Source organism: Campylobacter novaezeelandiae (assembly GCF_018968685.1).
GTDB classification, from domain to species: domain Bacteria; phylum Campylobacterota; class Campylobacteria; order Campylobacterales; family Campylobacteraceae; genus Campylobacter_D; species Campylobacter_D novaezeelandiae.
On the sequence record NZ_CP076657.1, the window covers coordinates 1 to 23,318 of the forward strand.

The 23,318-nt window shown below is 28.4% G+C and carries 33 protein-coding genes and 2 pseudogenes; 32 read left to right on the top strand and 3 right to left on the bottom strand.

The window, feature by feature from the left end; all coding sequences use genetic code 11:
* From dnaA to secY, 27 genes and pseudogenes are all read left to right on the top strand, one after another.
* Positions 1 to 1,323 carry a chromosomal replication initiator protein DnaA gene (gene dnaA, locus CNZW441b_RS00005; RefSeq protein ID WP_131163221.1) on the top strand — a complete coding sequence of 441 codons (1,323 nt, stop codon included), beginning with the start codon at positions 1 to 3 and terminating at the stop codon, positions 1,321 to 1,323.
* A 130-nt stretch (positions 1,324 to 1,453) separates the two neighbouring features.
* Positions 1,454 to 2,521, top strand: coding sequence for a DNA polymerase III subunit beta (gene dnaN, locus CNZW441b_RS00010; protein WP_131163222.1), 1,068 nt, complete (start codon positions 1,454 to 1,456; stop codon positions 2,519 to 2,521).
* A 36-nt stretch (positions 2,522 to 2,557) separates the two neighbouring features.
* Positions 2,558 to 4,876, top strand: coding sequence for a DNA topoisomerase (ATP-hydrolyzing) subunit B (gyrB, locus tag CNZW441b_RS00015; RefSeq protein ID WP_131165629.1), 2,319 nt, complete (start codon positions 2,558 to 2,560; stop codon positions 4,874 to 4,876).
* Between the two features lie 16 nt (positions 4,877 to 4,892).
* A pseudogene (locus CNZW441b_RS00020) lies at positions 4,893 to 5,879 on the top strand (HrgA protein).
* On the top strand, positions 5,879 to 6,412 hold the full coding sequence (locus CNZW441b_RS00025; protein WP_131165628.1) for an adenylate kinase: 534 nt from the start codon (positions 5,879 to 5,881) through the stop codon (positions 6,410 to 6,412). The pseudogene CNZW441b_RS00020 and the gene CNZW441b_RS00025 overlap by 1 nt, the downstream one beginning before the upstream one ends.
* Before the next feature lie 110 nt (positions 6,413 to 6,522).
* A complete protein-coding gene (queF, locus tag CNZW441b_RS00030) occupies positions 6,523 to 6,909 on the top strand; it encodes a preQ(1) synthase (protein ID WP_131163226.1) in 387 nt (128 codons plus the stop codon).
* Positions 6,910 to 7,324: 415 nt separating this feature from the next.
* Positions 7,325 to 7,636 (top strand): 30S ribosomal protein S10, encoded by a 312-nt coding sequence (rpsJ, locus tag CNZW441b_RS00035; RefSeq protein ID WP_131163227.1) that lies wholly within the window; start codon positions 7,325 to 7,327, stop codon positions 7,634 to 7,636.
* 10 nt (positions 7,637 to 7,646) lie between these two features.
* A complete protein-coding gene (gene rplC / locus CNZW441b_RS00040) occupies positions 7,647 to 8,222 on the top strand; it encodes a 50S ribosomal protein L3 (RefSeq protein ID WP_131163228.1) in 576 nt (191 codons plus the stop codon).
* Positions 8,219 to 8,833: a 50S ribosomal protein L4 gene (rplD, locus tag CNZW441b_RS00045; RefSeq protein ID WP_131163229.1), complete on the top strand. Its 615-nt coding sequence runs from the start codon at positions 8,219 to 8,221 to the stop codon at positions 8,831 to 8,833. Before rplC ends, rplD begins: the two co-directional genes overlap by 4 nt.
* A 2-nt stretch (positions 8,834 to 8,835) precedes the next feature.
* Complete coding sequence (locus tag CNZW441b_RS00050; protein WP_131163230.1) at positions 8,836 to 9,117, top strand: 50S ribosomal protein L23; 282 nt, start codon at positions 8,836 to 8,838, stop codon at positions 9,115 to 9,117.
* Between the two features lie 2 nt (positions 9,118 to 9,119).
* Positions 9,120 to 9,950, top strand: a complete 831-nt coding sequence (rplB, locus tag CNZW441b_RS00055) for a 50S ribosomal protein L2 (protein ID WP_131163231.1) — start codon at positions 9,120 to 9,122, stop codon at positions 9,948 to 9,950.
* A gap of 1 nt (position 9,951) precedes the next feature.
* A complete protein-coding gene (gene rpsS / locus CNZW441b_RS00060) occupies positions 9,952 to 10,233 on the top strand; it encodes a 30S ribosomal protein S19 (RefSeq protein ID WP_131163232.1) in 282 nt (93 codons plus the stop codon).
* A gap of 10 nt (positions 10,234 to 10,243) precedes the next feature.
* Positions 10,244 to 10,621: a 50S ribosomal protein L22 gene (gene rplV / locus CNZW441b_RS00065; RefSeq protein ID WP_131163233.1), complete on the top strand. Its 378-nt coding sequence runs from the start codon at positions 10,244 to 10,246 to the stop codon at positions 10,619 to 10,621.
* Complete coding sequence (gene rpsC, locus CNZW441b_RS00070; RefSeq protein ID WP_131163234.1) at positions 10,622 to 11,323, top strand: 30S ribosomal protein S3; 702 nt, start codon at positions 10,622 to 10,624, stop codon at positions 11,321 to 11,323.
* Positions 11,323 to 11,748, top strand: coding sequence for a 50S ribosomal protein L16 (gene rplP / locus CNZW441b_RS00075; protein WP_131163235.1), 426 nt, complete (start codon positions 11,323 to 11,325; stop codon positions 11,746 to 11,748). Before rpsC ends, rplP begins: the two co-directional genes overlap by 1 nt.
* Positions 11,735 to 11,926, top strand: a complete 192-nt coding sequence (gene rpmC, locus CNZW441b_RS00080; protein ID WP_131165627.1) for a 50S ribosomal protein L29 — start codon at positions 11,735 to 11,737, stop codon at positions 11,924 to 11,926. Before rplP ends, rpmC begins: the two co-directional genes overlap by 14 nt.
* Before the next feature lie 3 nt (positions 11,927 to 11,929).
* Entirely contained in the window at positions 11,930 to 12,178 is a 249-nt protein-coding gene (gene rpsQ, locus CNZW441b_RS00085; RefSeq protein ID WP_131163237.1) for a 30S ribosomal protein S17, read from the top strand.
* A 2-nt stretch (positions 12,179 to 12,180) separates the two neighbouring features.
* Entirely contained in the window at positions 12,181 to 12,549 is a 369-nt protein-coding gene (gene rplN / locus CNZW441b_RS00090; protein ID WP_131163238.1) for a 50S ribosomal protein L14, read from the top strand.
* Complete coding sequence (gene rplX / locus CNZW441b_RS00095; RefSeq protein ID WP_131163239.1) at positions 12,549 to 12,782, top strand: 50S ribosomal protein L24; 234 nt, start codon at positions 12,549 to 12,551, stop codon at positions 12,780 to 12,782. The genes rplN and rplX overlap by 1 nt, the downstream gene beginning before the upstream one ends.
* Before the next feature lie 5 nt (positions 12,783 to 12,787).
* Positions 12,788 to 13,333, top strand: a complete 546-nt coding sequence (gene rplE / locus CNZW441b_RS00100; protein WP_131163240.1) for a 50S ribosomal protein L5 — start codon at positions 12,788 to 12,790, stop codon at positions 13,331 to 13,333.
* Between the two features lie 2 nt (positions 13,334 to 13,335).
* A complete protein-coding gene (locus tag CNZW441b_RS00105; RefSeq protein WP_131163241.1) occupies positions 13,336 to 13,521 on the top strand; it encodes a type Z 30S ribosomal protein S14 in 186 nt (61 codons plus the stop codon).
* A 9-nt stretch (positions 13,522 to 13,530) separates the two neighbouring features.
* On the top strand, positions 13,531 to 13,926 hold the full coding sequence (rpsH, locus tag CNZW441b_RS00110) for a 30S ribosomal protein S8 (protein ID WP_131163242.1): 396 nt from the start codon (positions 13,531 to 13,533) through the stop codon (positions 13,924 to 13,926).
* Between the two features lie 73 nt (positions 13,927 to 13,999).
* Positions 14,000 to 14,536, top strand: coding sequence for a 50S ribosomal protein L6 (gene rplF, locus CNZW441b_RS00115; protein ID WP_131163243.1), 537 nt, complete (start codon positions 14,000 to 14,002; stop codon positions 14,534 to 14,536).
* A gap of 9 nt (positions 14,537 to 14,545) precedes the next feature.
* Positions 14,546 to 14,902 carry a 50S ribosomal protein L18 gene (gene rplR, locus CNZW441b_RS00120; protein ID WP_131163244.1) on the top strand — a complete coding sequence of 119 codons (357 nt, stop codon included), beginning with the start codon at positions 14,546 to 14,548 and terminating at the stop codon, positions 14,900 to 14,902.
* 15 nt (positions 14,903 to 14,917) lie between these two features.
* On the top strand, positions 14,918 to 15,361 hold the full coding sequence (rpsE, locus tag CNZW441b_RS00125; RefSeq protein WP_131163245.1) for a 30S ribosomal protein S5: 444 nt from the start codon (positions 14,918 to 14,920) through the stop codon (positions 15,359 to 15,361).
* Positions 15,362 to 15,365: 4 nt separating this feature from the next.
* Positions 15,366 to 15,758, top strand: coding sequence for a 50S ribosomal protein L15 (gene rplO / locus CNZW441b_RS00130; RefSeq protein ID WP_131163246.1), 393 nt, complete (start codon positions 15,366 to 15,368; stop codon positions 15,756 to 15,758).
* Positions 15,758 to 17,023: a preprotein translocase subunit SecY gene (secY, locus tag CNZW441b_RS00135; protein ID WP_131163247.1), complete on the top strand. Its 1,266-nt coding sequence runs from the start codon at positions 15,758 to 15,760 to the stop codon at positions 17,021 to 17,023. Before rplO ends, secY begins: the two co-directional genes overlap by 1 nt.
* Before the next feature lie 41 nt (positions 17,024 to 17,064).
* Here the strand turns inward: secY and CNZW441b_RS00140 are convergent, their stop codons facing one another.
* The 3 genes from CNZW441b_RS00140 to CNZW441b_RS00150 all read right to left on the bottom strand — a co-directional run bounded on the left by CNZW441b_RS00140 (position 17,065) and on the right by CNZW441b_RS00150 (position 18,657).
* Positions 17,065 to 17,631 carry a ribonuclease HII gene (locus tag CNZW441b_RS00140; protein ID WP_216681401.1) on the bottom strand — a complete coding sequence of 189 codons (567 nt, stop codon included), beginning with the start codon at positions 17,629 to 17,631 and terminating at the stop codon, positions 17,065 to 17,067.
* Positions 17,632 to 17,762: 131 nt separating this feature from the next.
* Positions 17,763 to 18,002 (bottom strand): ComEA family DNA-binding protein, encoded by a 240-nt coding sequence (locus tag CNZW441b_RS00145; RefSeq protein ID WP_131163249.1) that lies wholly within the window; start codon positions 18,000 to 18,002, stop codon positions 17,763 to 17,765.
* A gap of 7 nt (positions 18,003 to 18,009) precedes the next feature.
* Positions 18,010 to 18,657 carry a ferritin family protein gene (locus CNZW441b_RS00150; protein ID WP_131163250.1) on the bottom strand — a complete coding sequence of 216 codons (648 nt, stop codon included), beginning with the start codon at positions 18,655 to 18,657 and terminating at the stop codon, positions 18,010 to 18,012.
* Positions 18,658 to 18,872: 215 nt separating this feature from the next.
* Here CNZW441b_RS00150 and CNZW441b_RS00155 point away from each other — a divergent pair, with 215 nt between their 5' ends.
* The 5 genes and pseudogenes from CNZW441b_RS00155 (at position 18,873) to dsbI (ending at position 23,303) form a co-directional block, all read left to right on the top strand.
* On the top strand, positions 18,873 to 19,784 hold the full coding sequence (locus CNZW441b_RS00155) for a cytochrome-c peroxidase (RefSeq protein ID WP_131186437.1): 912 nt from the start codon (positions 18,873 to 18,875) through the stop codon (positions 19,782 to 19,784).
* Positions 19,768 to 20,427: pseudogene (locus CNZW441b_RS08245) on the top strand (DAHL domain-containing protein); the annotation flags it as partial. The gene CNZW441b_RS00155 and the pseudogene CNZW441b_RS08245, both read left to right, overlap by 17 nt.
* A gap of 594 nt (positions 20,428 to 21,021) precedes the next feature.
* Positions 21,022 to 21,564 (top strand): methyl-accepting chemotaxis protein, encoded by a 543-nt coding sequence (locus CNZW441b_RS08250; RefSeq protein WP_424944991.1) that lies wholly within the window; start codon positions 21,022 to 21,024, stop codon positions 21,562 to 21,564.
* A 41-nt stretch (positions 21,565 to 21,605) separates the two neighbouring features.
* Positions 21,606 to 21,773, top strand: a complete 168-nt coding sequence (gene dba / locus CNZW441b_RS00165) for a disulfide bond formation protein Dba (RefSeq protein WP_131163253.1) — start codon at positions 21,606 to 21,608, stop codon at positions 21,771 to 21,773.
* Positions 21,774 to 21,785: 12 nt separating this feature from the next.
* Positions 21,786 to 23,303 carry a disulfide bond formation protein DsbI gene (dsbI, locus tag CNZW441b_RS00170; protein ID WP_131165623.1) on the top strand — a complete coding sequence of 506 codons (1,518 nt, stop codon included), beginning with the start codon at positions 21,786 to 21,788 and terminating at the stop codon, positions 23,301 to 23,303.
* The last annotated feature ends 15 nt before the right edge of the window (positions 23,304 to 23,318 follow it).

Here is a 23,318-nt window from a genome sequence, read left to right on the forward strand (position 1 = left end):
ATGGATATAAATAAAATACTTGATTTTTTAAAAAAAGAACTTTCAGAAAATGAGTATGAAAATTATATTTTACCTCTTAGATTAAATGAAAAGCAAAGCAAAGCAGACCTTTTAGTTTTTAATGCTTCAAACGAATTTCTAGCTAAATTTACCCAAACAAAATACGCTCAAAAAATTTCTTATTTTTATGAAGTGCAAACTGGCAATAAAGCAAAAGTGATTATCCAAACACAAAATACAAAAACCCATTCTAAAGCTAGTAAAATAGATATAATGCAAATTAAAACACAAAGCACTATATTAAATCCTTCTTTTACTTTTGATAGTTTTGTGGTAGGAGATTCAAATGAATACGCTTATGCAACCTGTAAAGCTGTAGCTAATAAAGATAAATTAGGAAAACTTTATAACCCTATTTTTATTTATGGGGCAACTGGACTTGGAAAAACGCATTTACTTCAAGCTGTTGGAAATGCTTGTTTAGAGCTCGGAAAAAAAGTTATTTATGCCACAAGTGCAAATTTTGTCAATGATTTTACCTCTCATCTTAGTAATAAAACTATGGAGAAATTTCATGAAAAATATAGAAATTGTGATGTATTGCTTATTGATGATGTACAATTTTTAGGAAAAACAGACAAAATTCAAGAGGAATTTTTTTTCACCTTTAATGAAATTAAAGATAAATTAGGTCAAATCATTATGACTTCAGATAATCCACCAAATATGCTAAAAGGTATTACTGAAAGATTAAAAAGTCGTTTTGCAAATGGGATTATTGCTGATATTACACCACCTGAACTTGATACAAAAATGACCATCATAAGAAAAAAATGTGAATTTAATGAAGTAAATTTGAACAATGAAGTTATTAATTATATTGCAACTTCTATGGGAGATAATATAAGAGAAATTGAAGGTATGATTACAAATCTTAATGCTTATTCAAGACTCATTAATCAAGAAATAACTCTAGATATAGCAAAAAGTTTAATGAAAGATCATATCAAAGAGAAAAAAGAAAATATTACTATAGAAGATATACTTGATATTGTTTGTAAAGAATTTAATATAAAACCAAGTGATATAAAATCAAATAGAAAAACAAAAAATATAGTAACTATAAGACGCATTGTAATTTTTCTAGCAAGAGAACTTACAACTATGTCTATGCCACAACTTGCAATGTTTTTTGAAATGAAAGATCACACAGCAATTTCACATAATATCAAAAAAATCAATGAGCTTTTTTTAGAAAATTTAGAACTTAAAAATAAAATTGAAGAACTTAAAAATAAAATTTTAACAAAAAGTCAAAGTTAAGTGAAAAAATGTGAATAAAAATGAAAAATTAAAAAAGAAAAAACTATGATAAAATAAATTTTTAAAATACTTTTTCACATTTTCAATATGCTTATTATTATGATGAAATTAAATTATAAAAGGAGAAAAAATGAAACTGAGTATAAATAAAAATACTTTAGAATCTGCTATTATTTTATGTAATGCCTATGTAGAAAAAAAAGATTCTAGTACTATTACCTCTCATTTGCTTTTTGAAGCCAATGAAGATAAACTTACAATCAAAGCAACCGATTTTGAAATAGGAATAAATTATAAAATCAAAAAAATTCGTATAGAATCTTCTGGATTTGCAACAGCAAACGCAAAAAGTATTGTTGATGTAATTAAAAATTTAAATAATGAAGAAGTTACACTCGAAACAATTGATAATTTTTTATTTATAAGACAAAAAAGCACAAAATATAAATTACCAATGTTTAACCATGAAGATTTTCCAAATTTTCCACAAACAGAAGGTAAAAATAAATTCGATATTGATTCTAGTGATTTGAGCAGATCTCTTAAAAAAATTCTCCCAAGTATAGATACAAATAACCCAAAGTATTCTTTAAATGGTGCTTTTTTAGATATAAAAACTGAAAAAATCAATTTTGTAGGAACAGACACAAGAAGATTAGCCATTTATACTTTAGAAAAAAATAACGATCAAGAATTTCATATTTGCATTCCTAAAAAAGCAATCACTGAGATGCAAAAACTTTTTTATGAAAAAATCGAAATATTTTATGATGAAAATATGCTTATAGCTAAGAATGATAATTTTGAATTTTTTACAAAACTCATTAATGATAAATTCCCAGATTATGAAAAAGTTGTACCAAAACAATTTAAACAAGAAATCATTTTACAAACTGAAGATTTTATAGATTCTCTAAAAAAAATCAGTGTAGTAACAGAAAAATTAAAGATCCATTTTTTAAGAAATAAAATCATATTTGAAGGAATCAGTCTTGATAATATGGAAGCAAAAACAGAACTTGATATGGAACTTAATTTAGAAGAAGAATTTGCTCTTAGTGTGAAAATTAAATATTTATTAGACTTTCTATCTTCTATTGAAGAGAATGAATTTAAAATTAGTATTAATGAACCAAATTTAGCTTTTGTTGTGAGCTCAGGAAAACTTGAAATGGTTATTATGCCTATGATTTTATAAATTTAAAAATTATAAATTTAGTTTAAAAGGAAAAATATGCAAGAAAATTATGGTGCAAGTAATATTAAAGTTTTAAAAGGCCTAGAAGCTGTTAGAAAACGTCCTGGTATGTATATAGGAGATACTAATATAGGCGGACTTCATCATATGATTTATGAAGTAGTGGATAATTCTATTGATGAAGCTATGGCAGGACATTGTGATACTATTGACATTGAAATTACAACAGAAGGAAGTTGTATAGTAAGTGATAATGGTAGAGGAATTCCTGTTGATATACATCCAACTGAAAATATACCAACTTTAACCGTTGTTTTAACTGTTCTTCACGCAGGAGGAAAATTTGACAAAGATACTTACAAAGTTTCAGGTGGTCTACATGGTGTTGGAGTTTCTGTTGTAAATGCTCTTTCTAAAAAACTTGTAGCTACAGTTGAAAGAAATGGAGAAATTTATCGTCAAGAATTTTCAGAAGGTAAAGTTGTTAGTGAATTTGGTGTTATAGGAAAAAGTAAAAAAACAGGAACAACTATAGAATTTTGGCCTGATGATAAAATTTTTGAAGTAACAGAATTTGATTATGAAATTTTAGCTAAAAGATTTCGAGAACTTGCATATTTAAATCCAAAAATTACTATAAATTTTAAAGATAATCGTATAGGAAAACACGAAAGTTTTCATTTTGAAGGTGGGATATCTCAATTTGTTACAGATTTAAATAAAAAAGAAGCTTTAACTAAACCAATCTTTTTTAGTGTTGATGAAGAAGATGTAAATGTTGAGGTAGCTTTACTTTATAATGATACTTATAGTGAAAATTTACTTTCTTTTGTAAATAATATTAAAACTCCAGATGGTGGAACTCACGAAGCAGGTTTTAGAATGGGTTTAACCCGTGTGATAAGTAATTATATAGAAGCTAATGCAAGTACCAGAGAAAAAGATAGTAAAATCACTGGTGAGGATATACGTGAAGGACTTATAGCTATAGTAAGTGTTAAAGTTCCTGAACCACAATTTGAAGGACAAACTAAAGGAAAATTAGGTTCAACTTATGTGCGTCCTATAGTTTCAAAAGCTTCTTTTGAGTATTTAACTAAATATTTTGAAGAAAATCCCATAGAAGCAAAAGCTATAATGAATAAGGCTTTAATGGCAGCACGTGGTAGAGAGGCAGCTAAAAAAGCAAGAGAACTAACCCGTAAAAAAGAAAGTTTAAGTGTAGGAACTTTACCTGGAAAATTAGCTGATTGTCAAAGCAAAGATCCAAGTGAAAGTGAAATTTATCTTGTAGAAGGAGACTCTGCCGGAGGTTCTGCAAAACAAGGTAGAGAAAGATCTTTTCAAGCGATTTTACCTTTAAGAGGTAAAATTTTAAATGTTGAAAAATCAAGACTTGATAAAATTTTAAAATCAGAACAAATTCAAAATATGATCACTGCTTTTGGTTGCGGTATAGGAGAAGATTTTGATATCTCAAAACTTAGATATCATAAAATTATCATTATGACAGATGCTGATGTAGATGGATCTCATATACAAACTTTGCTTTTAACCTTTTTCTTTCGTTTTATGAAAGATTTAATTGTAAATGGACATATTTATTTAGCTCAGCCTCCTTTATATCGTTATGAAAAAAGAGGACAAAAGAAAAAAGAAATTTATTTAAAAGATGAGAAAGCTTTAAATGATTTTCTAATTGAAATGGGCATAGAAAATTCTAATTATCAAGGTATAGGACTTAATGATTTAAAAGATTTTTTAAAAATTGTTTCAGCTTATCGTTCTGTTCTTAGAGAACTTGAAAAAAGATTTAATATCATTTCAGTGATTAGATATTTAATTGAAAATCCAGATTTAATTAAAAATTCAAATGAAGAACTTTTTAATATTATAAAAGTTTATCTTGAAAAATTAAATTATAATATTTTAAATTCTTATATCAATGAAAATGAAATTCGTATTTTTGTTCAAACTGAAAATGGACTTGAAGAACTTTTAATTAATGATGATTTATTTACTCATCCTTTATATGTTGAAGCAAATTTTATCTTTGATAAGATTAAAGAAAGAGATTTGAACTTTGAAAAAGATATTTTAGATATTTTAGAAGAAGTAGAAAACAATGCTAAAAAAGGATCAGATATTTATCGCTATAAAGGTTTAGGTGAAATGAATCCTGAACAACTTTGGGAAACAACTATGGATCCAAGTGCTAGAAGACTTCTTAAAATTACCATCGAAGATGCACAAAGTGCTGATGATACCTTTAATCTCTTTATGGGTGATGATGTAGAACCAAGAAGAGATTATATCCAAGCACACGCTAAGGATGTTAAACATTTAGATGTGTGAGAATTAGAGATAATTTATGAAAAAATATAATTTTTTAGATTTAATTATAGAGGTTTTAAAAGAAAGTAAATTTCCTTTAAGTGCAAATGAAATTTAGAAGTATGCTTTAGATAAAGGTTTTGAAAAAAAACTCCAAACTTATAAAGATGGGAATTTAAGTAAAACTCCAGTTGCAAGTTTAGCTGCTAAAATTTATGTAAACCTAAATAGTAAAAATTCTCTATTTTTAGTAGTTTCTAAAAGACCAACAAAATTTTGGCTTAAAGAAAGAGAAAATGAATTAAATTTAATAAAAATTAAAAATATATCAGATAAAAAAATTGATGAATATTCAAATTTATTAAATTAAAAAGAAATTAAATTTAAAGAAAGAGATTTGCATCCTTTAGCTGTTAAATTTTTATTTGAAAGTCAAGATTTCAATCTTTATTCTAAAACTATTCTTCATGAAAAATCTCAAAAAAATAAAAGTGGTGAAAATGAATGGATACATCCTGATATAGTAGGTGTACATTTTCCTTTTAAGGATTATGAAGATGAAACTTTCACATTTTATAAAAATTTAAATCAAATTTCTTATAAACTTTATAGTTTTGAATTGAAAATAAAACTTAATTTTTCAAATTTAAGATCTAGTTATTTTCAAGCTGTAAGTAATTCAAGTTGGGCAAATGAAGGATATTTGATTGCTTTAGAATTCGATGATGAGATTATAAAAGAACTTTGGAGATTAAATAATGCTTTTGGCATAGGTTTTATAAAACTTGATGTAAATAATATTAATGATTCTAAAATAATTATTAAGGCAAAAGAAAGACCAAATTTAGATTTAATAACACTTGATTTATTAATTGGTAAAAATAAGGATTTTAAAGATTTTATACAAAATTTAAATAAAGATATTAATATAAGTGATATTGAACGTATTGGATTAAAATTTTATGATGAAATTTATAATGATGAAAAAATGCAAAAATATTTAAAAGATAAAAAGATTATCTAATGATCTTTTTAATAGCAGGAGAGTCTCATACAGGAAAAACTCTACTTGCACAAAAATTATTAGAAATTCATCACTATCCTTATATAAGCTTAGATCATTTAAAAATGGGACTTTTAAAAGGACTTAGCCCTAGGCCTTTTGAAGTAAATGAAGATATAAAAATCGCTAAATTTTTATATCCTATTGTTAAAAGTATTTTACAAACACATTTAGAAAATAATCAAAATCTTATTTTAGAAGGAATTTATCTTTATCCTAAGTTCATTGATCTTTTAATAAAAGAATTTAAAAATGAAATAAAACATTTAAATTTACTTTTTTCTAAAGAATATATAGTGAAAAATTATGAGTTGATTTATGAAAAAGAAAGTGTGATAGAAAGGAGGTTATTTGCTGAAAAATTAAGCTTAAATGATTTAATAAAAGATCATTTAAATTTAAAAAAAGAGTGCTTAAAATACCAATGCAATTTTTTAGAATTTAAAGAAAATTATGAATTAGAATTTCAAAAAGCTTTAAAATTTTTTAGTTAGTTTTTGTATAATTTTAAAGATAAAATTATTGTTGGCATATGAAAATTACTTGCAATTTTATAATCAATCTTAAAATTAAAATGAACTAAAATTATCTAAAGGGAGTTTAAATGAGATATGGTGAAAAAGAGATTAAAGAATTTGATGTAGATAAACACTTAGAGCTTTGGCCAAATGATGCTAAAAATGATTATGTGATTAAGATTACTTTGCCTGAATTTATGTGCTGTTGCCCTAGAAGTGGATATCCTGATTTTGCGACAATTTATTTTGAATATATCCCAGATAAATTAGTAGTTGAGCTTAAAGCTATAAAATTATATATTAATTCTTTTATGTATAAAAATATTTCTCATGAAGCAAGTATCAACGAAATTTATAATACTTTAAAAGATAAATTAAAACCAAAATGGATTAAAGTTGTAGGGGATTTTAACCCACGTGGTAATGTCCATACTATCATAGAATGTCGTAGTGATATGGTCGTGCCAAAGTGAGGATTAAAAATATATTAATATAAAAAGCAATAGATATTGGATTTTGATATTAAGAAATTTTAAATTTCTATTTTGATAGAGCGCAAATTATATTAAAAGACTAGAAGTAACACAAAAAATCCAATGACTTATGCAATTATATGATTAATACAAAAATATTTTATACAATGAAAAAATGATATAAAAATTTAGTTTGATTTATTAAATTAAAATTTTTAGATTAAAAGTATTTTTATAAATTAAAATAATTTAAATCTTAGAAAAAAGTAATAAGTTTAATTTTTATCCTTTTTATAAGGAAAAAAATTAAATATTTTTATAAATTCTCTTGACAAGCAAAATATGAATTTATTATACTTTCGTTTTATTTTTAGTTAGTTTTTAAACTAACGAGTTCTTTTAAAAAGGAAAAATTATGGAAAGAATTAGGCTTAAGCTTAAAGCTTATGACCACAGAGTCCTAGACAGAACAGTTGCAGCGATTGTAGAAGCTGTTAAAAGAACAGGTGCAGATATTAGAGGTCCAGTACCATTACCTACTAAAATTAAACGATATACAGTTTTAAAATCCCCACATATCAATAAAGATTCTCGTGAACAGTTTGAAATAAGAATTCATGCACGTTTATTAGATATAGTGGCTGCTACTCCTGATACAGTTGATTCTTTAACTAAGCTTGATTTAGCTCCAGAAGTTAATGTTGAAGTTAGAGCTATGGGTAAATAAAGGATAGAATATGGAATATATTGTAGAAAAAATAGGTATGAGTAGAACTATCACAAGTCCTAGCATTGCTGTAACTTTATTAAAAGTTGTAAATGCTAAAGTTTGTGAAATTGATAATGGCAAAGCATTAGTTGCTTATCCTAAAGGTAAAAGAAGTAATAAATGTATAAAAGGTCAGCAAAAAAAATATAATCTTTCGGCTGAATTTAACCGCTTTGCAACTTTAGAAGTAGCAAATACAGAAATAGGTGATTTAGATGAAACTCCTTTAAATGAAGCAAAAATTTTAAAAGTAAGTTTTAATTCTAAAGGACGTGGTTATAGCGGTGTTGTTAAAAGACATAATTTTGGTGGTGGTCCAGCATCTCACGGAAGTAGATTTCACAGACGCCACGGATCAATTGGTAATAGAGAATGGCCAGGTCGTGTTCAACCAGGAATGAAAATGGCTGGACATTATGGAAATGAAAAGGTTAGCGTTAAAAACGAAGTTGTATCCTATGATGCACAAAATAAAATTTTAGTTGTTAAAGGTGCAGTGCCAGGATATAATGGTGCTATGGGTAAAATAAGGATTGCAAAATGAGTAAAATAACTATTTTAGATGAAAAATTTGATAGAGCTGGAGAATTAGATCTTCCTGCAAAATATGCAGAAGTAAATCCACACAATCTTTATTTATATGTAAAATCTTATCTTGCTAGTCTTAGAGCAAATACTGCTCATACAAAAGGTAGAAGTGACGTAAGTGGTGGTGGTAAAAAACCTTGGAGACAAAAAGGAAGAGGTGGAGCAAGAGCTGGTTCTACAAGAACAAATGTTTGGGTAGGAGGTGCTGTAGCTTTTGGTCCTACTAACAATAGAAATTATTTTCAAAAAGTTAATAAAAAGCAAAAAAGATTAGCTCTTGAGAGAGCTTTAGAAGAAAAAGCTTCAAAAAATTCTCTTTTTGTAGTTCCTTCATTAACTATAGAAAGTGGTAAAACTAAAGATGCTAATGCTGTTATTAAAAAATTAGGGCTTAAAGATGCTTTAATTGTTAAAGATATGTTAGATGAAAAAACACTTTTAGCTTATAGAAATTTATCAAATTGCTATGTTGTTGATATTAATGAAGTTAACGCATATCTTGTAGCTGTTTTTAATGCAGTTATTTTTGAAAAATCAGCATTAGATTCAATTACAAAAGAAGGATAATTATGGCAGATATTACAGATATTAAAACTATACTTTATACAGAAAAAAGTTTGAATTTGCAAGAAAATGGTGTCGTAGTTATTCAAACTTCAACAAGAATGACTAAAACAAGTTTAAAAGTAATATTGAAAGAATATTTTGGCGTAAATGCACAAAGTATTAATTCTTTAAGAACTAATGGAAAAGTGAAACGTTTTAGAGGTCGTACAGGACAAAGAAACGATTATAAAAAATTCTATGTGAAGCTACCTGAAGGTGTTAGCTTAGAAAATATGGAGGCTTAAAAATGGCAATTAAAACTTATAAACCATATACTCCAAGTAGAAGATATATGACAGGTTTAAGTTCTGAAGATATTACAGCAAAACCAAGTGTAAGATCTTTACTTGTAAAACTTAAATCTCATTCGGGTCGTAATAGTTATGGAAGAATTACAAGCCGTCATAAACAAGCTGGAGCTAAAAAACTTTATAGAATTATAGATTTCAAACGTCGTAAATTTGGTATAGAAGGTAAGGTTGAAGCTATAGAATATGATCCTTATAGAAATTGTAGAATTGCTTTAATTTCTTATAAAGATGGAGAAAAAAGATATATAATCCAACCAAAAGGTTTAAATGTTGGAGATGTAGTAGCTTCAGCAGAAAGCGGACTTGATATAAAACCAGGTAATGCAATGAAGCTTAAAAATATTCCTATTGGAACTATAGTTCATAATATAGAGCTAAAACCAGGTAAAGGTGCTCAAATGATACGTTCAGCAGGGGCATATGCTCAACTTATGGGTAAAGAAGAAAAATATGTTATTTTAAGACTTGCTAGTGGTGAAATGAGACAAGTTTTAGCTGAATGTATGGCAAGTATTGGTGAGGTTGGAAATGAAGATTGGGCTAATATTACAATAGGTAAAGCAGGTCGCAATCGCTATAGAGGAATTCGTCCTCAAACCAGAGGTTCTGCTATGAACCCAGTTGATCACCCACACGGAGGGGGAGAAGGTAAGAAAAATTCAGGGCGTCATCCTGTAACTCCTTGGGGTAAACCTACTAAAGGTGCAAAAACACGTCGTAAAAAAGCAAGTGATAAATTAATAATTTCAAGAAGAAAAGGAAAATAAGATGGCTAGATCGTTAAAAAAAGGTCCTTTTGTAGATGATCATGTGATGAAAAAAGTCATCGCTGCAAAAAAAAATAATGATAATAAACCTATTAAAACTTGGTCAAGAAGAAGTACAATTATTCCTGATATGATTGGCTTAACTTTTAATGTTCATAATGGCAAAAGTTTTATTCCTGTTTATATTACAGAAAATCATATAGGTTACAAACTTGGCGAATTTGCACCAACAAGAACATTTAAAGGCCATAAAGGCTCTGTTCAAAAGAAAATAGGTAAGTAAGGGATAAGATATGAGTAAAGCTTTAATTAAATTCATAAGATTGTCTCCGACTAAGGCAAGACTTATTGCAAGAGAAGTTCAAGGGATGAATGCTGAACTTGCAATGGCAAGTTTAAAATTTATGCCAAATAAAGGTGCTAAATATATTGCTAATGCTATTTCAAGTGCAGTAGCTAATGGTGGTTTTGAAGCTAATGAAGTTGTCATTAAAAGTTGCCGTGTTGATGCAGGTTCTGTTCTTAAAAGATTTAGACCACGTGCTAGAGGAAGTGCAAGTCGTATTAGAAAACCTACTTCTCATATTTTAGTAGAAGTTGCTAAAATAGAAAAAGCAGAAGTAAAAAATAATAAAAGCACTAAAAAAGCAACAGCAAAGAAGGAAAGCTAAATGGGACAAAAAGTAAATCCAATTGGTTTAAGATTAGGAATTAATAGAAATTGGGAATCAAGATGGTTTCCTAGTAAAACAAGTTTGGTTGAAAATATTGGTGAAGATTACAAAATTAGAACTTTTCTAAAAAGAAAACTTTATTATGCAGGAATTAGTCAAATTTTAGTTGAAAGAACAGCTAAAAGATTGCGCGTAACTGTTGTAGCAGCAAGACCAGGCATAATCATCGGTAAAAAAGGTAGTGATGTTGATGTTTTAAGAAAGGATCTTCAAAATTTAATTGGTAAAGATGTTAATATCAATATTAAAGAAGAAAGAAAAGCAGGAGCTTCAGCTCAACTTGCAGCAGAAAGCGTTGCAACTCAATTAGAAAAAAGAGTAGCTTTTAGAAGAGCAATGAAAAAAGTTATTCAAGGAGCGCAAAAAGCAGGAGCTAAAGGGATTAAAGTTTCTGTTTCGGGTCGTTTAGGTGGAGCTGAAATGGCGAGAACAGAATGGTATTTAGAAGGTCGTGTACCACTTCATACTTTAAGAGCAAAAATCGATTATGGTTTTGCAGAAGCTAGAACTACTTATGGAAATATAGGTGTTAAAGTATGGATCTTTAAAGGAGAAGTACTACAAAAGGGTATGCAACCTGAAAAAACAGAAGAAAATGCTCCAGCTAAAAAAACAACAAGACGAAGAAGGAGTAAGTAATGTTAATGCCAAAAAGAACGAAATATCGTAAAATGATGAAAGGGCGTAACAGAGGTTATGCTTGCAGAGGAACAGAATTTACTTTTGGTGAGTTTGCATTAAAAGCTACTGAAGCAGGTCGTATTAATTCACGTCAAATTGAAGCTGCACGTATAGCTTTAACTCGTTTTGTTAAAAGACAAGGTAAAACTTGGATTAGAGTTTTTCCTGATAAACCTTTAACCAAAAAGCCTTTGGAAACACGTATGGGTAAAGGTAAAGGTGGAGTTGAAGAATGGGTAATGAATATTAAGCCAGGTCGTATTATTTATGAAATGGCTGGAGTTAATGAAGAAATGGCAAGAAAAGCTTTAACATTAGCTATGCATAAATTACCTTTTAAAACTAAGTTTGTTACAAGAGAGAGCCAAAATGAAATATACTGAGATTAAAGATAAAAATGCAGCCGAGCTTGCAACAATGCTAAAAGAAAAAAAGGTGCTTTTATTCACTTTAAGACAAAAGCTAAAAACTATGCAACTTACTAATCCAAACGAGATTAGACAAGTTAAAAAAGATATTGCTAGAATAAGTACAGCAATTAGCGTTTTAAAACAAGGATAGAATATGGCATTTAAAAGAGAAATTCAAGGTAGTGTTGTTAAGATTGCTGGGGATAAAACAGTAAGTGTTTTGGTTGAAAGAAAAGTTGTTCATCCAAGATATAGAAAAATTGTTAAACGATTTAAAAAATATTTAATTCATGATGAAAGAAATGAAGTTAAAGTGGGAGATGTTGTTGTAGCTGTAGAATGCAGACCTCTTTCTAAAAGAAAATCATTTCGTTTAAAATCTGTATTAGCTACAGGAGTTTAATAATGATTCAAAGTTTTACAAGACTTGCAGTTGCTGATAATAGCGGTGCAAAAGAGCTTATGTGTATTAAGGTTTTAGGTGGTAGCAAAAGAAGATATGCTACAGTAGGCGATGTGATTGTTGCATCTGTAAAAAAAGCTTTGCCAAATGGTAAGGTTAAAAAAGGTCAAGTTGTTAAGGCGGTTATCGTTCGTACTAAAAAAGAAATTCATAGAGAGAATGGATCTTTAATTCGTTTTGATGAAAATGCTGCTGTAATACTTGATAGTAAGAGAGAACCTATTGGAACACGTATTTTTGGACCAGTAGGAAGAGAAGTTAGATATGGTGGCTTTATGAAGATTGTTTCACTAGCACCGGAGGTATTATAATGGCGGTTAAATTTAAAATTAAAAAAGGTGATAATGTAAAAATCATTACAGGAGATGATAAAGGTAAAACAGGAAAAGTGTTAGCAGTTTTTCCAAAAAAATCTCAAGTAATTGTTGAAGGTTGCAAAATAGCTAAAAAAGCTGTAAAGCCAACTGAGAAAAATCCAAATGGTGGTTTTATTAATAAAGAAATGCCTATGGATATCTCTAATGTAGCAAAGATTGAGGGGTAGAATTTATGATGAGATTAAAAGAAAAATATGATCAAAACATAAAAGCTGCTTTAGTTAAAGAATTTGATATCAAAAATCCTATGCTTATACCTAGTATTGAAAAAATCGTTATTAGTGTTGGAGCAGGAGAGTTAGCTAAAGATCAAAAAGTATTGCAAAATATTGCAGATACTATTTCTTTAATTGCTGGACAAAAAGCTGTTATAACTAAAGCAAAAAAATCTGTTGCTGGTTTTAAAGTACGTGAAGGTTTTCCTGTAGGTGTTATGGTAACTTTAAGAAAAGACAATATGTATGCTTTTTTAGATAAACTTATTTCTATTGCTTTACCAAGAGTAAAGGATTTTAGAGGTTTAAGTAAAGATGGCTTTGATGGACGTGGAAATTATAATTTTGGTCTTGATGAGCAATTGATGTTCCCAGAAGTTGAGTATGATAAAATTTTAAGAACTCACGGGATGAATATTGCTATTGTTACAACAGCACAAAATGATAAAGAGGCACATAAATTATTAGAGCTTATAGGTGTGCCATTTGCAAAAGGAAGATAAAGATGGCTAAAAAATCAATGATTGCTAAAGCAGCACGTAAACCTAAATTTAAGGTTCGTGGATATACAAGATGTCAAGTTTGTGGGCGTCCTCATTCAGTTTATAGAGATTTTGGAATTTGTAGAGTTTGTCTAAGAAAGATGGGCAATGAAGGTTTAATTCCAGGTCTTAAAAAAGCAAGTTGGTAAGGAAAGATAATGATCAATGATATAATTTCAGATTCACTTACTCGTATTAGAAATGCAAGTATGAGAAAGCTTGAAACTACTAAGCTTTTACATTCTAATGTTATAGAAGCTTTAGTGAGTATTTTTCAGACAAAAGGTTATATTGAAAGTTTCAATATTATTGAAGAAGATAAAAAGAAATTTGTTAACGTAGTTTTAAAATACGACGAAAAGGGACAAAGTGTTATAAATGAAATTAAAAGAGTTTCTAAACCAGGTCGTCGTGTTTATAAAGGTAAAGATGAAATTAAACGTTTCAAGAATGGTTATGGAACTATAGTAGTTAGCACAAGTAAAGGTGTTTTGCCAAACGATGAAGCTTTTAAAGCTGGAGTAGGTGGCGAAATTTTATGTACCATTTGGTAATCTTACTTTTTATGGCATTGGGTATCCATTCTTTAAAAAGTAGAAATATCCTAGACAAATAAAAAGGAAAAATATGTCTCGTATAGGTAAACAACCGATTTCTATTCCAGATGGGGTAGAAGTTACAATAGAAGGAAATTTTTTAAAATTTAAAAAAGGAAATTTAACAAAAGAGCTTGATACAAAAGCTAATGTTAATGTTGAAATTAAAGATAAACAAATTATTTTTTCTCCAAAGGGTGAAGACAGACAAAGTAGAGCTTACTGGGGAACTTATAGAGCGCTTGCTTATAATGTGATTGTAGGGATTACTCAAGGTTTCTCAAAAACTCTTGAAATCAATGGTGTTGGTTATAAAGCAGCATTAAAAGGAAAAGTATTAGAATTAGTTCTTGGCTTTTCACATCCTATTAATTATGATATTCCTGAAGGTATTGAAATCGTAGTAGATAAAAATAATATCATTGTAAAAGGAAGTGATAAGCAAGTTGTTGGACAAGTTGCTGCTCAAATTCGTGAGTTTAGACCACCAGAACCATATAAGGGTAAAGGCGTTAAATATTCTGATGAACGCATTATCCGTAAAGCTGGTAAAACATCTAAGAAGTAAGGATAGGGTATGAGAGTAAATATATTAAAAAGAAAAATTTCTTTAAGAATTAAAAGAAAAAAAAGAATTAGAGCAAGAATTTCTGGAACTGAAGTTTTACCTAGAATTTCTGTTTTTAAATCAAATAAAACCCTATATATACAAGCTATTGATGATGTTAAAGCTGTAACTTTGGCAGCAATTGATGGACGCAAGATGAATGTAAAAGCAAATAAAGAAGGTGCTAAAAAAATAGCTGCTGAATTTGCAAAAATTCTAAAAGCTAAAAAAATTGAACAAGGCATTTTTGATAGAAATGGTTATGTTTATCATGGTGTAATTGCAGCTTTAGCTGAGTCTTTAAGAGAAAATGGCATTAAGCTATAACCCAAAGGAGGATCGATGGAAAAATATAATAGAGAAGAATTTGAAGAAGTAATCGTCGATATCGGCAGGGTTACTAAAGTTGTTAAAGGTGGTAGAAGATTTAGATTTACTGCTTTAGTTATAGTAGGAAATCGTAAAGGTCTAGTAGGCGTAGGTTATGGAAAAGCTAAAGAAGTTCCTGATGCTATTCGTAAAGCTGTTGATGATGCCTTTAAAAATATGGTTGAAGTAAAAACTAAAGGTTCTACTATCGCTCATGATGTAGAAGTTAAATATAATGCAAGTAGAATTTTGCTTAGACCAGCAAGTGAAGGAACAGGAGTTATTGCAGGTGGTTCAACACGTCCTATCGTGGAACTTGCAGGTATTAAAGATATTTTAACTAAATCTTTAGGTTCAAATAATTCTGCAAATGTAGTTCGTGCTACAATTAAAGCTTTAACAATGCTAAAAGGATAAGAAGATGAATTTGACAAAAGCAGCGGGTTCAACGCATAAAACTAAAAGAATTGGACGTGGTCAAGGCTCTGGTATGGGTAAAACTTCTACTAAAGGAGGCAAAGGCCAAACTGCAAGAAAAGGATATAACGAGAAAAGAGGTTTTGAAGGAGGACAACAACCACTCCAAAGAAGATTACCAAAAGTAGGTTTTACTTCTAGAGTAGAAAAGCCTTATGAAATTAATGTTGAAAAAATTGTGGCTATTAAAGAATTAAATGAAATTAGCTTTGAAAGTATTAAAAGCATACATAAAATTTCAAAAGCTGTTAAAAAAATCAAATTAATTGGAAAGAGTGCTAAAGATTTAGCTTCTAAAGTGAAAGATCAAAATATAAGTATTAGTGGAATAAAATAATGAATAAAGCATTGACGAATAAAATTTTAATTACCTTAGCGTTTTTATTCGCCTATAGGGTTTTAGCTTATGTGGCTGTTCCTGGCGTCAATGCTGATGTAATTGCAGAATTTTTTAATAATAATCAAAATAATGCCTTGGGTTTGTTTAATGTTTTTAGCGGAGGAGCAGCTGAACGATTTTCTATTATTTCTTTAGGAATTATGCCTTATATTACAGCTTCTATTATTATGGAACTTTTAGCTGCTACTTTTCCAAATATCGGAAAAATGAAAAAAGAACGTGATGGTATGCAAAAGTATATGCAAATTATTCGTTATGCAACTATTTTTATAACTTTAGTTCAAAGTATAGGTGTAGCTATAGGTTTACAAAGTTTACATGGACGCGGAGGCGTTAATGCTATTATATTAGAAGATACAAATACTTTTATAGCTCTTTGTGCTATATCTATGCTTGCTGGAACAATGCTTTTAATGTGGATAGGAGAACAAATCACACAAAAAGGTGTTGGCAATGGTATTTCTTTAATTATCTTTGCTGGAATTGTTTCAGCTATTCCAAGAGCTATAGAAAATACTGTAGGTCAAATCAACTCGGGTGAAATGAATTTCTTAAGCGCATTTGCTATATTTGTTCTTATACTTTTAACTATAGGTATTATCATTTATGTAGAATTAGGAGAGCGTCGTATTCCAATTTCTTATTCTCGTAAAGTTGTAATGCAAAATCAAAATAAACGCATTATGAATTACATTCCTATCAAATTAAATTTAAGCGGTGTTATACCTCCTATTTTTGCAAGTGCGATTTTGATGTTTCCAGCCACAATTTTGCAATCAAGTACAAATTCTTATTTGCAAGCTATTAATGATTTTTTAAATCCAAATGGTTATATATTTCATATTTTAACTTTCTTTTTTGTTATTTTCTTTGCTTATTTTTATTCTTCTATAGTATTTAATTCTAAAGATATAGCAGAGAATCTTAAAAAACAAGGAGGGTTTATACCAGGAATTAGACCTGGAGAAGGAACGGCAAATTATTTAAATGAAATTGCTTCAAGGCTTACCTTATCAGGTTCTATATATCTTGGACTTATAGCTACATTACCTTGGGTTTTGGTTAAATTTATGGGAGTACCGTTTAATTTCGGAGGTACTTCTGTTTTAATTGTTGTTCAAGTCGCTCTTGATACAATGAGAAAAATTGAAGCTCAAATTTATATGAACAAATACCAAACTCTTAGTGCGGTAGGTTTATAGACAAAGAAAATTTCTTTGTCTATAAATTTTTAAATACAAAATTATACGAGTTTAAAACTTTTACGATGAAGTTTGCAAGGTCCAAATTTAGTAATTAATTCTTTATGCATTTTTGTGCCATAAGCTTTATTTTTTTCAAAATGATATTGTGGGAATTCTTTAGCTAAAAAATTCATTATTCTGTCTTTATTTACTTTTGCAAGTATACTAGCTGCACTTACTTGAGGAATTTTAGAATCTGCTTTAATAAGAGTTCTTATACCACTTATACCATAATTTGTATTGCCATCATATAAAAAATCATTGTCTTTGTTAAAGTGTTGTTTTATGATGCTTAAACCTTTTTTTAAACAAGTGCTAAGTCCTAAAGTATCAATTTGATCAGAAGAAAAACTAAGTATTAAATAGCTTGAATTTTTAATGATTTGCGTATAAAGTTCTTCTCTCTTTTTTTCATTTAATTTTTTAGAATCGCAAAGCCATGTTATATCTTTGTGAAGCTTGCAAGCTGATAAAAGCATTGGACCTGCCAAAGCCCCGCGTCCAGCTTCATCTATGCCTATTAAATTTTTGCTTATTATAATTTCATTCTCTGCAAATAAATTCATAAGTATATTGTAATAAACTTTTAATTTTATTTTCTTTAGTATTGAATTTTATCATGAAAAATTTCTAAGATTTTTTAGAAGCAAATTGTGTTTATATTGATTAAATTAAAAACCCTTATGAGGGTTTTTAATTAATTAACGCTAATAGAATCTTTAATATTTTGAAATATTTTTTCTCCTATGCCATTTACTTTTTTTATTTCTTCTATACTGGTAAAATTTTGTTCTTTTCTATAAGCTATGATAGCTTTAGCTTTTGCTTCTCCTATGCCATTAAGGGTTTTTAACTCTTCAATACTTGCTGTATTGATATTAATTTTAGCAAATAGCACACCTAAAAAAATAAATAATAAAAATACAATCTTTTTCATTTTTAAATTATCCTAAAAATTCTCTTTTAAAATACTCCATTGGAGCTTTGCATAAAGGACAAGCAGCAGGAGCTTTTTTTCCACGGTGAATATGCCCACATACTTCACAAACCCAGAGTTCTTCTACTTCGCTATTAAAGAATTCTTCCTCTTCTAGCATTTTTTTAAGAGCTAGATATTCTCTTTCATGTTCAATTTCTACTTTTCCAATAGCTGTAAATAATCTTGCGATCGCTTTTTTGCCTTCATCTTCTGCAATTTTTGCAAAATTTGGATACATAATGCTATGTTCATAATTTTCGCCTTCTGCAGCACTAATTAAATTTTTTGTTGTAACTTCTAAAGGTTTTCCATCAACGATTTCATGATAAGCTTTAAATTCAGCTCTTGCATGCCATTTTTCATTTTCTGCCGCTTCTCTAAAATGTTTTGCTATTGCGTGCCAACCCTCTTCTTGTGCTATATCGGCAAATAGATCATATTTATTCCTAGCCATTGATTCGCCTGCAAAAGCTTTCATTAGATTAACCGCAGTTAAATCTTTTGTTATGCACTGCATTTCTTCATTGCAACAAACTAATTTACCTCCGCCAACATTTTGAACTTCAACTTCGTTGCCACATTTATTGCATTTGTAAGTTTCGTATTGTCTCATTGTTTATCCTTTATTTATATATTATTAATCTTTATGATTTTATAACAAAAAAATTCTTTTGTCAATTAATAATTTTTATTATTTATTAATATATTTATAATTTTATTATTATAAAATATTCATTTTTAATTTTAAAATTATTTATTTTTTATATTAAAATTAATAACATGTTAGAAATTTAATTTTGCTAACAAGAAAGAGAGACTATTTTTTAAATGAAAAAATTAATATTTTTAATATTTATTTCAATACTTTATGCTGATGATATGATAACCCCTATATCTGAAGTTCCTTATAATAAAGAAAAGGCTATTCTAGGCAAAAAGCTTTATAATGATACAAGTTTATCAAAGGATGGAACTGTTTCCTGCAATACTTGTCATAGAACCGATAATTTTGGAGTTGATAATAAAGAATTTTCAACTGGAGTTAAAGGACAGCTTGATAAACCTTTTAATACTCCTACAACGTTTAATTCAGTATTTAATTTTGTTCAGTTTTGGAATGGTAGGGCTAAGGATTTAAAAGAGCAAGCAAAAGTACCATTTTTTAATCCTATAGAAATGGGATTAGAATCAGATAGTGAACTTATCCAAAAAGTTAATGCAAATGCTGCATATATTAATGATTTTAAAAAAATTTATGGAGAAATTAATATAGATAATATAATGGATGCTATAGCAGAGTTTGAAAAGACATTGGTTACTTTAAATTCGCCTTTTGATAGATATTTGCAAGGTGATGCTACTGCTATATCACAAAAAGCAAAAAGAGGATATGAAGCGTTTAAAAATAATGGTTGTATAGCTTGTCATCAAGGAAAAAATATTGGGGGCAATATGTATCAAAAAATTGGAGTTTTTGAAGATTATCCTAATCAAGAAGTTTTAGGAAGATATGAGATAACTAAAAACCCTGAAGATAAGATGGTATTTAAAGTTCCAAGCTTAAGAAACATTGCTAAAACGGCTCCGTATTATCACGATGGATCTATTCCTACTTTAGATGCTTGTGTCCAATTTATGGCTTATTATCAGCTTGGAAAGTTTTTAGATCAAAAAACTGTTGATGATATTGTAGCTTTTTTGGAAAGCTTAACAGGAGAATATAATGACCAGATCAAATAAAAGTTCTTTTTTATATCAGTTTATTTTCTTAGCTACTATTGTTTTTGTTTTTGTTTTGGCATTGTTATTTGTTATTTTTAGCAATCATTTAAATTCTAAAAGAAATGAGCAGGTTACAAATTTATTAAATGGATTAGAGATTTTGGATTCTAAGATGAATCAAACTTTTGAAAAAAGATTTAATTTTGTTAATTACGATTCAAGTGTAATTTTGGTCAAGGAATTTGAAAACTCATTAGCTAATCTACGCAATCTTTCAATAGATGTGTCAGAAATTACTGATATTTTTAAATCTAAAGTAGAGCAATTAGAAAAATTTAAATCCGCAAATTCTATTGCTATTAATTCAAAAAATTATCTTTATGAGTTAAATAAAAATATATTAACAGAGTATTTAGATAATGGATTAAAAGATCATACTGAAGTGCCTAAAATTCTTAAAAATACAAATGAAATTTTAACAGTTTTGGCAACGCAGAGTATTTTGGAAAAAACCACTTTAGATATTCTTAGAAAATATATCAATAATTTAAAAGCTATAAATATAAAAAATGAAGAACTTGATTTATTTTTAAAACATTTTCAAATGATTGTTGATCAAATTTATATTATGCAAATAAATTCTTCAATGTATTTAGAAAATACTTTAGAAGCAAAAATTATAGATTTTAAAAATACAGTTAATAAAAAATTAGCAGATGCTAGACTCAATAGTCTTTACTTTGCTTTAGGTATAGTTTTTGTTACTATTATTTTACTTGGTTTATTTGTGCTAGTAACATTAAAAAAAGTTGTTATTCCTATTTCTATTTTGGAAAAACTAAGTGCTAATCTTGCAGGAAATGAAGCAAACTTAAAAGCAAGATTGGATATTAGTTCAAAAAGTGAATTAGGCAAAAGTGCAGGTTATATTAATACTTTCATCGCTACCGTTGAAAATTCTGTTCTTGAAGCAATTCATAGTGCAGAAATGTCCTATAAAAATTCAAAATTACTTAAAAATAATGTAAGTTTGTTAGAGGAAAGTTCAAATTCTCAAAATGAACAAATTCAAAGTGTAAGAAATATAACAAAGGCTTTGGATAATCATATTGAGTTGGCCCATGATCTTGCCCAAGAAAGTATTACCAATATGCAAGATATGAGCACATTAATGAATAGAGTAGAATCTACTTTATCAGATCTTGTAAATTTGATAAATGAAAGTAATGAAAAAGAACAAAATATTGTTAAAAATATGGATTATTTAACTCAAACTGCTGATAATATTATTTCTATTACAAGCTCTATAAGAGATATTGCAGATCAAACCAATCTTTTAGCTTTAAATGCGGCTATTGAGGCTGCTCGTGCAGGAGAACATGGAAAAGGTTTTGCTGTTGTTGCTGATGAGGTAAGACAACTAGCTGATAAAACAAGCAAATCTTTGGTTAATATCAATACGACTGTGCAAATGATAGTGCAACAAATTAATGATAATAAGTCTTTAATGGATACTATCCATGAGTCTATGAAAGAAACTTCTCTTAAAACAAATGATTTACAACATGAACTTGTAAATTCTATGTATAAACTAGAATCAAGTAAACAATCAGCCCAAACAATGAAAGATAAAAGTGCTGAAATAAAAGATAAAATGTTACACTTAGGGGGAAATATTGATAAAGTGAGTGAACTTGCTAATTCGGTTAAAGAGCTTTCTATAGAAATAAATACTATTTCAGAAGATGTATTAGATGGTGCTTCGAAACTTTCTGAAAAATTAGGAAGTTTTAAGTAATTGGTACTAAAATACTTTAATTTTTAAATAAGGAGAATATTATGGAGTTTTTAGAGCTTTTATTGGTCTTAATTGCTTTAATATTAATAATTAAAAAGCCAGAAAAAGAAAAACTTGCTTTTACTTTAGTAATGGTAGCTTGGTTAATGATGGTTTTTTTCTATGTTGGTCACAAAACCGGTGCGCTTTTAACGATAATGAATTTATAAAGAAGGGCTAAAATGAACGAAATTAATAAAACAAGAAATTTTTATACTTTAATGTGTTTAGCGGGTTTTTTAATTATACTTTTGCCCGTTGGAATTGCGAATTTAGTTTTTGGTTATATGTTAGGTGATAGTCCTTGTGTTCTTTGTTGGGGTCAAAGAGAGGCTATGATTTTCATAGGAGTAATGGCTCTTTTTATTGTTCGTTATGGTATAAAAGGTAAATATTTAGCCGCTCTTTTAATTATGACAGCTGTTGGTCTTTATCAATCTTTTGCTCATTATGGAAATCATGCTCATCGCGACTTGGATCAAGGTTTTGGTTTAGCTGTTTTTGGTATCCATACTTATTTTTGGGCTGAAGTTATATTTTGGGCTGTTGTATTGTTACTAGGTGTGATTTTTGCTTTTGCTCCTAAATTTGGTGCTTTTGAAAAAGAATTAAATGGAGAAAAATTTAGAAAATTTACTAAATTTAGCTTTGCTGCTGTATTTATTAGTGCTTTAATTGTGGCTTCAAATGTTTTTCAAGCTTTTGTAAGTACTGGAATTCCTCCATATGTAGGACAAGGTGATCCAGTAAGATTTACTTTAAATCCAAAGTATATTATTTGGAGCACAGATAGTTGGAATGGTTTATGGCAAAATATATCTTTTCTAGGAAAACGTGATGTTAAAGCACCTGATTATGCTTTTGCTCCTGCAAGCGAAAAACTTGGCATTAAATTTGATAATGATGTTAACAATTCTCCATTTTCAAAAATTGATAGCGAGCTTAAAATTGCAAAAGAAGAAACAATAGCATTTGATAAACCAATTAATACACTTGATTATATTAATAATGAATTTGTAGTAAGCTCTAAATGGGATGTAGCTTTCCTTGATGATAGTTTTAAAATCAAAGAAAGTTTTGAATTGGATCCTTATTTTTCAGCTACTATAGATCCTATCATAGGTATTATCCCTTATATGAATGATAAATTTATTCTTATGGGTTCAAATAAATCTTTTTTAAGATTTAAGAAAAATCCTAATGCTGATGATACCTTACAATATGCTGATTTTATAAAAGGTGCAAATATTTTTGAAGGTCAAGGAGAAGGTTTAGGACGTGGAAGATTAGATACTGTGAGATCCAAATTTAATCACGTGGCAAGTATGACTGTAGATAATAATTATTTTTATCTTGCAACAACTCCAAACAACAAAGATGCAAAAACCTTTGTAATCTCTAAATTTTCTTTAAAAGATCGTGTATTATCTGGAGAATTTACACCAAAAGCTGATCTTAAAGAGGGAAAAACTCTAGGTGATCTTTATGTAACTTCAATGACTTATAAAAATGGTTTAATTTATGCATTAAGTAAAAATCATAATGTTATTGCAGTTATTGATCCAGTAAAAGAAGAAGTAATAAAAGTTATTTCTTATCCAGAAACTATTACAAATGCAAGAAGTATTTTCTTTAAAGATGGATTGATAAATATTCTTTCTTATCAAAATAATGAAAATAAACTTTATATTTTAAATTGATTAAACCCTAGTTTT